The organism is Nitrospirota bacterium, from assembly GCA_016212215.1.
In the GTDB taxonomy this organism is placed as follows: Bacteria; Nitrospirota; 9FT-COMBO-42-15; order HDB-SIOI813; family HDB-SIOI813; genus JACRGV01.
The window spans coordinates 1-9,458 of sequence record JACRGV010000107.1; the positions used below are offsets into that span (position 1 = coordinate 1).

The following is a 9,458-nucleotide window of genomic DNA, read 5'->3' on the forward strand; positions in this document are numbered from 1 at the left end:
ATACCTCTATGATAATATAGAAGACTTTACAATAATAATTATTCATAGAGGAGAACAAAATGACGGCACAGATGCATAAGCGACATACAAATGATCAGGTAAAGATGATATTGGAGCGGTATTTAAAGAAAGAACTTAGCTTTGAGCAAGCTATGGACTTACTGGAATTAAAGCGGAGTCAATTCTTTGAATTGGTTAAGCGAGTGAGGCTGGGTATCAGGTAACTACCTCTTTTCAAATTTCAAAATCCATGTCCGTCAAATCTACTTTAGATGTGCAGATAATCATCTCGTGCAATAAAAATGCAAGAAAATTATGCTTGCTTTATAAACAAGTTTATGCTAATAATTTGAATACTTTTTGACTTTGAAGGAGTTAGTTCCATGAGTTTTCATAAGACACATACCATCCTGTTTCTATCTATCCTTTTGCTGTCCAATATGCTGATCTCCCAGTGGGTCTGGGCCGGGTCTGATAAAAGCCCTTGTAAGCTGGCTCAGGATCTTTCTAAAGAGGCCAGCGGGTTTATGGAATCAAGCGACTATAATAGTGCTGAAATAAAATTGAGAAAGGCTGTTAAAGTTTGTAGTGAGAGTGTTCCGCTACATTATAATCTTGGTATAGTCCTTTATTATCAGAAGAAATATGCTGATGCAGAAAAGGAGATCAAGAGATTTATTGAAGACAATCCCAATAATGCAAAGGCTTTAAATGCACTGGCAATGGTCTATATAAAAAGCGGGAAATATGATGAGGCTTTAAATCTTGCCGGTAGGGCTACGGCTCTTGAAAACAGGAATGAGCAATATAAGGATACCTTAAGGCAGGCATACGCAAAAAAAAATCCACCTCAGCTATCACTTAATGCCTTTGTAAAGTATCCAGGGAACAGTGATTCCACAGCCATAGAGGGGGGAGAGACGGCGGACTTAATTGTAACTGTAAATAATACAGGAAATGGCGAGGCCATTATTAATAATGTATCGCCTCAATTTGTTGCCACGATGCCGGGGTTAGTTCATATTGATGGTCCTGAAAAAACATCAGGACCGGTTGGCCCAAATAGTAAAGAGGATTTTATTTTTAAAATCCAGACAGATAATAAATTATCAGACGGTGCTGTAAATATTAGAGTAACAGCCATTGAGAAAAGTGAGTTTGAAATAAAGCCCACTACTATTACGTTAAATACACTGTCCAATGTAGATACCCCCCCAGTTACCTCTGTAAGGCGTCCGGATGCTGTGGCAGTTGTTATTGGGAATAAAGATTATGTAGGAAATTCATCTATTGATCCTGTTAAATATGCTGAACATGATGCTAAAACGATTAAAGAATATTTAATTAAGACATTAGGTTTTAAAGAAGATAATGTAAAGCTACTGATAAATGCAAAAGCTAATGACCTCAGATACCATTTTGGTGATGGAAGCAATCATAAAGGAGAGTTGTACAAAAGGGCAAAGAGAGGGGCGGATATATTTATTTACTATTCAGGTCATGGCGGCCCTGACACTAATACAAAAAAACCTTATTTATTAACAGCAGATGCTGATACGAGTACGTTAGAATTTACCAGTTATCCACTCGATTGGTTATACTCTAATATTGGTAAACTCAATAAAGAGAAAGGACCGTCAAATATATTTTTAGTTATAGATTCATGTTTTAGCGGGGAATATCCGGGGGGGAATGTAATCAAAGGGGCAAGTCCAATACATATAGATGTTGATATGCCGCAAATGAAAATGGGTGATAATACTGTAATATTAGCAAGTTCAAAGGGTGATCAAATAAGTACTTGGTATGATGAGAAACAGCATGGACTTTTTACATATTTTTTCCTGAAGGCCATTAAAGAGAGCGTGAGAAATCTTGAAACAGGAAAAGACGTAACAATAGCAGATGTAGGTGAGAACCTTCCCGAAAGTGTTAAAAATGCTGCAATGAGGGTGAATAAAAAAGAACAAGAACCAGATATTGACGGTAATAAAGATATTGTTTTACTGAAGGCATCGGGTAAGTAAAATTTGAAAGAGGATATAAATGAAAAAGATAATTGCAATAATCTTATTGTTGTTTGTTTTTGTTTTACCTGTTAGGGCTGATATGGATCCAACGTTTGAGGTTGTGAAACCTACTGGAGTTGGGCGATGTGAAGATAAAGGATGGTTGACTTGTAACTGGAAGTGGGTACTGACAGCCTTGCTTGTGATTGGGGGAGGTATACTTGCCATCCCGCAGCCATCTACATCCGGAACTATTATTGTAAAGTAACAGAAACATAGAAACTATGAAGATACTTAAAAAACATAACAATCTCCTGCTCATCCTTTTGGCTGTTGCCTTTATATTTGCAGGCTGTGGCTCATGGACCAAGGGAAAGGATGGCAGTGTGACAATCCACTCCTCTGCCTTTCCTGAGATGAAACCCAAAGCCTCAAAGGTCAGGGCATATCTTGAATTAGGAGGGAAGACCTGCGAATTTGAATTGGATTCTGATGATACTACTTTAAAGGATGACCAGAAATGTTCTGATTTCAAGATGGGTTCTCATACTTACATGCTGGTATATAAATATATTGATTCAAATTTAACATATTCAGGTGTTGAATTGGCTAAGACTGAAGGTACAGTAACCTTTGCATCGGGTAAGGATAATGAAATGTTTTTGGCACCACCTGACAAAGATATTGATGATGATGGAGATGGATTTAAGAATTTTTATGAGATTCTACAGGGAACAGATCCAAAGAACAAAGATAGTAAACCTGTAGAAGATAAAACACCACCAACTGTAAGTTCAACAAACCCTGTAAATGGTGCAACAAATATTCCGGTAAATGCTACCATAACTGCAAATTTTTCTGAGCCTATAGATAGTGCGACTGTTACAAAAGATACATTTACGGTTTCAGCAGGAAGCAATAATGTTACAGGAACGTTTACTGTTAGCGGTACTTCCGCTACATTTACTCCTTCCGGTAATATTACGGAGAATACAACCTGCACGGTTACTATCACAACAGGTGTAAAAGACCTTGCCGGAAATACAATGGCAGGCAATTTTACATGGAGTTTTACGACTGTGGCAGGTCCGGACAAAACACCACCTACTGTAAGTTCTGCAGGCCCGGCAAATGCTTCAACAAATGTTCCTGTAAATTCTACAATCTCTGCGACATTCTCAGAACCAATGAATAGTGTTTCTTTTACAAACGATACTTTCAAAGTTTTCAATGGAAGTAATAATATTACAGGAACGATCACGGTTAGCGGCACAACTGCTACATTTACTCCCTCCGGAACTCTTTCTGATAATACAACCCATACGGTTACTATTACCACAGGCGTAAAAGACTCAGCCGGTAATGCTATGGCAAGCGATTATGCGTGGAGTTTTACAACGACTCAAAAACCGCCATCAGACGGATTAATTGCATACTTTAGTTTTGATCAATGTAATGCAAATGATGATAGTGGAGGTGGTTATAATGGTACCTTGTATGGAAATCCTGAATGTAAAAACAGGGGGAATAGTAAGGCATTGAATATAGATTCTACAGATGATTATGTCAAACTTGCAAAAACTGTGGACCCAAATAATGCTAAATCTTTTTCATTTTGGATTAACAGCAGGGGAAAAGATTCGGTCAATGAATTCGGAACATTAATGGCAAAGTATAATTTGAATGGGAATAGAAGTCTTCTAATAACTACTTTTGATAGTAGCGGGACTAATGCAATTGGGGTTACTCTATGGTCTGGTGGTTCAAATGCTGATTCAGTAAGTTCTTATTATAAAGACACCTCTGCATTGGATACCGGTAAATATACGGTTATTAACAATAATGAACTTGGGATTAATGTATGGGAACATGTTGTTATAAATATAACATCCTCGGAGATAGAAATTTGGATAGACGGTCAGATAACCAATAAGGTTAAGAGAGGCTATCTGCAATATTTTAATAGTGGTGAGCCTACTTACATCGGGAATAGTTTTAACATAGGCAGTGATTTTGTTTATAATAACCGCTTGAACGGAACTATAGATAATTTCCGTATTTATAACCGTCCTCTTACTGAATCTGAAATCCAAACCATATTTTCTTATGAAGCTCTGCCATCAATACCTGATAAAGTTACTGCTACAAGCGGAGAGAGGCAAACAACAATTAACTGGAATGCTGTACCAGATGCAACATCTTACAACATTTACTGGTCAACGGTATCTGGTGTCAACAAAGGCTCAGGTACAAAAATATCAGGAATTATTGAGACATCTAAAATTCATGAAAAACTTACTGAAGGCACAACCTATTATTATGTTGTGACATCGGAAAATAGTAAAGGAGAAAGTGATATATCTAAAGAGGTCTCAGCAAAACCGACATATCATGATACCATTGCCCCGATAAATAGTTCTGATAGCGGATTCATAAATAGTGGTGCTAATTCTACAGATTCCACTAACGTCACATTATCCATCTCGGCTACGGATAATGTGGGAGTTACTGCCTATTATGTAGCTGATAATGCAACAGGTGTCCCCCCTGCTACGCCTGCTGCTGATGCAACAGGATGGGTTTCAGTGTCTTCGTCTAAAAACTATAGTGCAGGTGTTTCCTATGTCTTCCCCGGTACCTATCTCAATGGGACTGAATTGTATGCATATATCTGGTTCAAAGATGCGGCGGGGAATATATCAATGGTTGGCAGTGACAGCATTACATTCAATGATAGTGTTAAACCAACAAATACTACACCGCCCAATTTTATCAATAGTGGTGTAACATCAACTCTGTCCAACACTGTGTCATTATCACTTGCTGCTACTGATAATACAGGTGTTACCGGCTATTATGTACTCGATAATGACACTGGCGTATCACCCGACCAACCTGCATCCAATATTACTGGCTGGATTGATATTACACCGACTACAAACTATAGTGCGAATGTTAATTATACATTTAAAGGAAGTTATTCTATAGGAAAGACCGTTTATGTCTATGTCTGGTTTAAAGATGCATCAGGGAATGTTTCTGCTGTAGCGACTGATAGTATTAACATAACTGCCATAATTTTCTCTTATGATTTTGAGGGTGGAATAGGAAATTGGTCAGATACCTATGGGGTTTGGGAGGTTGGTAATGCTACGTCCGGACCAAGTGGATGTTACAACGGCAGTTCAAAGTGTGCTGCGACTGTATTGGCTGGGAATTATCCTCAAGGTACAAGGAGTAGTTTGGTAAGCCCATCTATACAACTACCCCCAATAGCGAATGGAGAGGAGCTTCATTTAAGGTTTTGGCATTGGTTTAGCTTTGCAGGTGAACCTGATGGAACAACAGATCGCGGAAACGTCAGGATTTCCAAAGAGACTTCTCCAGGAGTATGGAGTGACCCTGCTACAAATAATGCAAAAATTATGAGTTTCTCAGGATATTCAGGAATATGGTCTTATCCTACGGTGGATTTGACAGGATATGCCGGCATGAAAATAAAAATATATTTTGAATTAGAAAATCCTACATCAGCATGGGGGTCTGTAGCGGCGGGATGGTATATAGATGATCTCTCCATTACTTATGTCCAACCTATTCTCATCAATAAATTAGGTGATACATACTCTTATGGCTTTGAAGGAGGAATCAGTGACTGGTCGGCTAAAAACGGGGTATGGGAGGTAGGAACAGCGACTTCAGGTCCAGGGGGATGTTACAATAGCAGTTCAAAGTGTGCTGCAACTGTATTGGCAGGGAATTATCCTCAAAGTACTTGGAGTAGTTTGATTAGCCCATCTATTAAACTACCTGCAATAGGGACTGGAGAGGAACTTCAACTTAGATTTTGGCATTGGTTCAGCTTTGCAGGGGAACCTGATGGGACAAAAGATATTGGGGATATCAGAGTTTTCGAAGAAACATCTCCAGGTGTATGGAGCTCAAGTAATAATGATATCCTTAATAGTTATTCCGGATCTTCAGGGGTATGGTCATATCCGCTATTACATTTGGAGAAATATGCCGGTAAGAAAATTCGTATTTATTTTGAGTTCCAGAATCCAACTTCAGCATGGGGTTCTGTCGGACCAGGTTGGTATATAGACGACGTCTCCCTAAGCTATGTAATACCTTGAGTACCGTATGGTTCTGAGACCCGCCTTGTGAACACATAATTGAACTGGTTTATAAAGTATAGCGATTGGGGTTGACACTTGTAACCTCCCCTAACCCATCCATGGTAAGGAGGGGTTAGGATTACTGTGAGGTAGCCTTGAGTAAAATTACTCAATCATTGAGTAAAATTGACTCTGATTATGATTACTGTTATATTATTGCATCATGTTCATCAGGCCGCTTGTGAAAACGATTGCTGATGCAATGAAGAAACGCCTGCCGGTATTTCAGGTGCTTACCGGTCCGCGTCAGGTTGGAAAGACTACAATTGCACAGCAGGTGATGGAGGTCTTGTCCTTTCCGGCTGTTTACGCAACAGCGGACAGTCCATTGCCACCGGGGCCTGAATGGATTGAAACTAACTGGCGATTGGCACAGGTTGAGTTTGAGAGGCATAAGAAGCCGGTCATTCTCGTGCTTGATGAGATTCAGAAGGTAAGGGGCTGGAGCGAAACCCTTAAATACCACTGGGACGAGGGGAGGCGCAGCAAGTATGATATACGCCTTCTTGTGCTTGGGTCTTCTGCACTTTTGCTTCAGGAAGGACTGACTGAAAGCCTGGCCGGTCGGTTTTACCTGAACAGATGTATGCACTGGTCATTTCAGGAATGTAATGAGGCCTTTGGCTGGGACCTTAGGAAGTGGCTTTATTATGGCGGGTATCCTGGTGCAGTAGTATTCGTAAAGGATGAGCAGCAGTGGAAGAAATATGTCCTTGATTCCCTTATTGAGACAGTCATGGCGCGTGATGTTCTCCAGATGCAAAAAATCACCAAACCCGCACTCATGCGGCACCTGTTTGCCCTGTCGGCAACATTTCCGGCTCAGATTTTTTCCTATAATAAAATGCTTGGGCAGTTGCAGGATGCAGGTAATACCACGACGCTGGCCCATTACCTGAAATTACTTGAATCGGCGTTTCTTGTCAGCGGTGTTGAGGTATATTCAAAGGGGCAGATACGAAAACGCGGCAGCAGCCCCAAACTGATACTCTGGAATAATGCCCTGATAAACGCCATTTCTTCAAAGACATTTCGTGATGCTGTCGGAGATCCTATATGGTGGGGCCGTCTTGTTGAAAATGCAGTTGGTTTACACCTCTGCAACTGGCTTTCCGGGACTGAGTACAGTATTACTTACTGGCGGGAAGGTGACAAAGAGATTGATTTCATTGTCACAAGAGGTGCTGAATCATGGGCAATAGAGGTAAAAAGCGGAAGGTCCGGTAAATTGTCAGGTATAGAATACTTTCGGCGCAAATATCCTGAGGCTAAGGTGCTTATTGTTGGTGCAGGGGGAATTCCACTTGAACAGTTTTTTATGTCTAAGGCTGATGTATGGTTCATGAAGGAATGACAACCGCCGCTAACCCCTCCTTGGTCAGGAGGGGAAAACAACGATTCCTCCCCTTTACAAGGGGAGGTTGGGAGGGGTAGAAGGTGTTATAGGTTTCAGTCCTAAGGAGGCATCTATCTGTTCAAGGAATGTTCTGACCTCATCTAATCTTGTTATTATTCTCACATATTACTTTAGCATCCACTATCTTTGTGTGATTCAATAAGGGTTATATATCCCCTGATTTTCCCGATCTTCTGATAAATCCTCTCCATCAAATTCCTATTAAAGAATAACGCTGGTTTTTAAAATCAACTGAATTGTGTAACACTGAGATCTCAAAATCTTCTCTTTCTTTTTTATCAGTTTCAAATATAACACGTCCGTACCTTACAATTTCATCAAGGAGTATTATGTTTTTTAGCATATTAAGAATAATTATATCAACATCATTCCTTTTAATTGCCCGGCAGATGTCGTTATAAATTAAAAACTTCATTTCATGCATTAAGTTAATATCAGTCTCAAAAAGATATACCGCCCCTATTGACAACAAAATATCATCCTGCTACTGTAACCTCAGAAAAGCAAATTCTTAGTGTATTCCGGCAAGATTAATCATAATGAATAAAAAAATAAGAACAAAATTTAAAGAAGCGGGGGTCTTAATTGTTTATCTCTTTGGCTCAAAGGCTATAGGTATCAGCACGCCATTAAGCGATATAGATATAGGTGTAGTAGTGAAAGATTCTAAGACTCTCGAAGATACAAGGGCTTTATACAATATCCTTTATGATATTTTTCAGAAGCTTTATCCAGATAAAAAAGTTGATATTGTTTTCCTGCAAAAATCCACTCTTCCATTTCAATACAGTGCAATTAAGAAAGCAAAAGTTTTGTTTGAAAAAGATTCAATAATTACTGCAGATTATGAATCCTATGTTATAAATATGCATCTTGATTTTAAACCGGTTCTTGAATATTTTGATAAAGTTGCGTCACTGAGATATGCCAATATATAAAGCTCCATTAAATAAAGAGGTTTTGCAGGCCCGACTTTCATACATAGAGGACTCGATAAAGAGTCTTGAGCGATTTAAGGGTATTTCCTTTGATGAGTTTCATTCTAGCATTGATAACTTTCGCATCGCCTTTTATGACCTGCACAGGGCTCTTGAGGCTGCAATGGACATCGGCTCTCATATCCTTTCAAGAATTCCAGGGGCAAGGGCAACATCGTATAAAGACATTCCAAAACTTCTTGGAAAACATAAAATTATTCCGGCAGATTTTGCCGACAACCAACTCAACAAAATGGCAGGGTATCGCAATAGGATGGTTCATTTTTATGCCGAGATAACAGAAAGCGAGCTTTATAATATTATACAAGAGGACCTACAAGACTTTTATATTCTCTGTAAACATATAAGTGAACTTCTTAAAGAACCAACAAGAGTAGGACTAACAATAGAGTAAGCCGCGGGGGCGGGTCGCTACAAAGATTGCCTATGAACCGTCATACGCCTTGGGCTCACAAAGGATGATGAAAATAAGGCCCCCTCACCCGGACCCTCTCCCGCCAGGGGAGAGGGAAGCAAATATGTTTATTCCCTCCCCCTTGAGGGGGGAGGGTTAGGGTGGGGGTGAACTATGGAGATTTTCGGATGAACTATCATGAGCGGGGCGCTCACAAAGGGGAATGAAAACCCCACCCTCACCCTAACCCTCTCCCTGAGGGAGAGGGGGCTATGTTGATTCCCTCCCCTTCAAGGGGAGGGGTAGGGTGGGGATGGGGTTGATTTTCGGATGAACTCCCATGAACCGAGGGTTCACAAAGGGCCATGAAAATCAGCGGGGTAAGAAAACCCCGCCGGAGAGATTTTCGGGTGAATTTATTAGGCTGCCTTCTTCATCATGCCGGACCCGCCTTTCCATAAA

At 40.0% G+C, this 9,458-nt stretch carries 8 protein-coding genes; 7 read left to right on the forward strand and 1 reads right to left on the reverse strand.

Going from position 1 to position 9,458, the window contains the following annotated elements:
* The first annotated feature begins 59 nt into the window (after positions 1 to 59).
* From HZA08_09740 to HZA08_09760, 5 genes are all read left to right on the forward strand, one after another.
* Positions 60 to 224 carry a hypothetical protein gene (locus tag HZA08_09740; protein ID MBI5193706.1) on the forward strand — a complete coding sequence of 55 codons (165 nt, stop codon included), beginning with the start codon at positions 60 to 62 and terminating at the stop codon, positions 222 to 224.
* A gap of 159 nt (positions 225 to 383) precedes the next feature.
* The gene (locus HZA08_09745; GenBank protein ID MBI5193707.1) at positions 384 to 2,027 is read left to right on the forward strand and encodes a caspase family protein; all 1,644 of its coding nucleotides are present in this window, start codon (positions 384 to 386) and stop codon (positions 2,025 to 2,027) included.
* Positions 2,028 to 2,046: 19 nt separating this feature from the next.
* Positions 2,047 to 2,277, forward strand: a complete 231-nt coding sequence (locus tag HZA08_09750) for a hypothetical protein (protein MBI5193708.1) — start codon at positions 2,047 to 2,049, stop codon at positions 2,275 to 2,277.
* Between the two features lie 16 nt (positions 2,278 to 2,293).
* A complete protein-coding gene (locus HZA08_09755) occupies positions 2,294 to 6,145 on the forward strand; it encodes an Ig-like domain-containing protein (GenBank protein MBI5193709.1) in 3,852 nt (1,283 codons plus the stop codon).
* 205 nt (positions 6,146 to 6,350) lie between these two features.
* Positions 6,351 to 7,541, forward strand: a complete 1,191-nt coding sequence (locus HZA08_09760; GenBank protein ID MBI5193710.1) for an ATP-binding protein — start codon at positions 6,351 to 6,353, stop codon at positions 7,539 to 7,541.
* Between the two features lie 253 nt (positions 7,542 to 7,794).
* On the opposite strand, the gene HZA08_09765 is transcribed toward HZA08_09760, so the two are convergent.
* Positions 7,795 to 8,073, reverse strand: a complete 279-nt coding sequence (locus HZA08_09765) for a hypothetical protein (protein ID MBI5193711.1) — start codon at positions 8,071 to 8,073, stop codon at positions 7,795 to 7,797.
* Between the two features lie 70 nt (positions 8,074 to 8,143).
* On the opposite strand from HZA08_09765, the gene HZA08_09770 reads away from it, so the two are divergent.
* Both HZA08_09770 and HZA08_09775 read left to right on the forward strand, forming a co-directional pair.
* Entirely contained in the window at positions 8,144 to 8,542 is a 399-nt protein-coding gene (locus HZA08_09770) for a nucleotidyltransferase domain-containing protein (protein ID MBI5193712.1), read from the forward strand.
* Positions 8,529 to 8,996 carry a DUF86 domain-containing protein gene (locus tag HZA08_09775; GenBank protein MBI5193713.1) on the forward strand — a complete coding sequence of 156 codons (468 nt, stop codon included), beginning with the start codon at positions 8,529 to 8,531 and terminating at the stop codon, positions 8,994 to 8,996. Before HZA08_09770 ends, HZA08_09775 begins: the two co-directional genes overlap by 14 nt.
* Positions 8,997 to 9,458 lie beyond the last annotated feature (462 nt).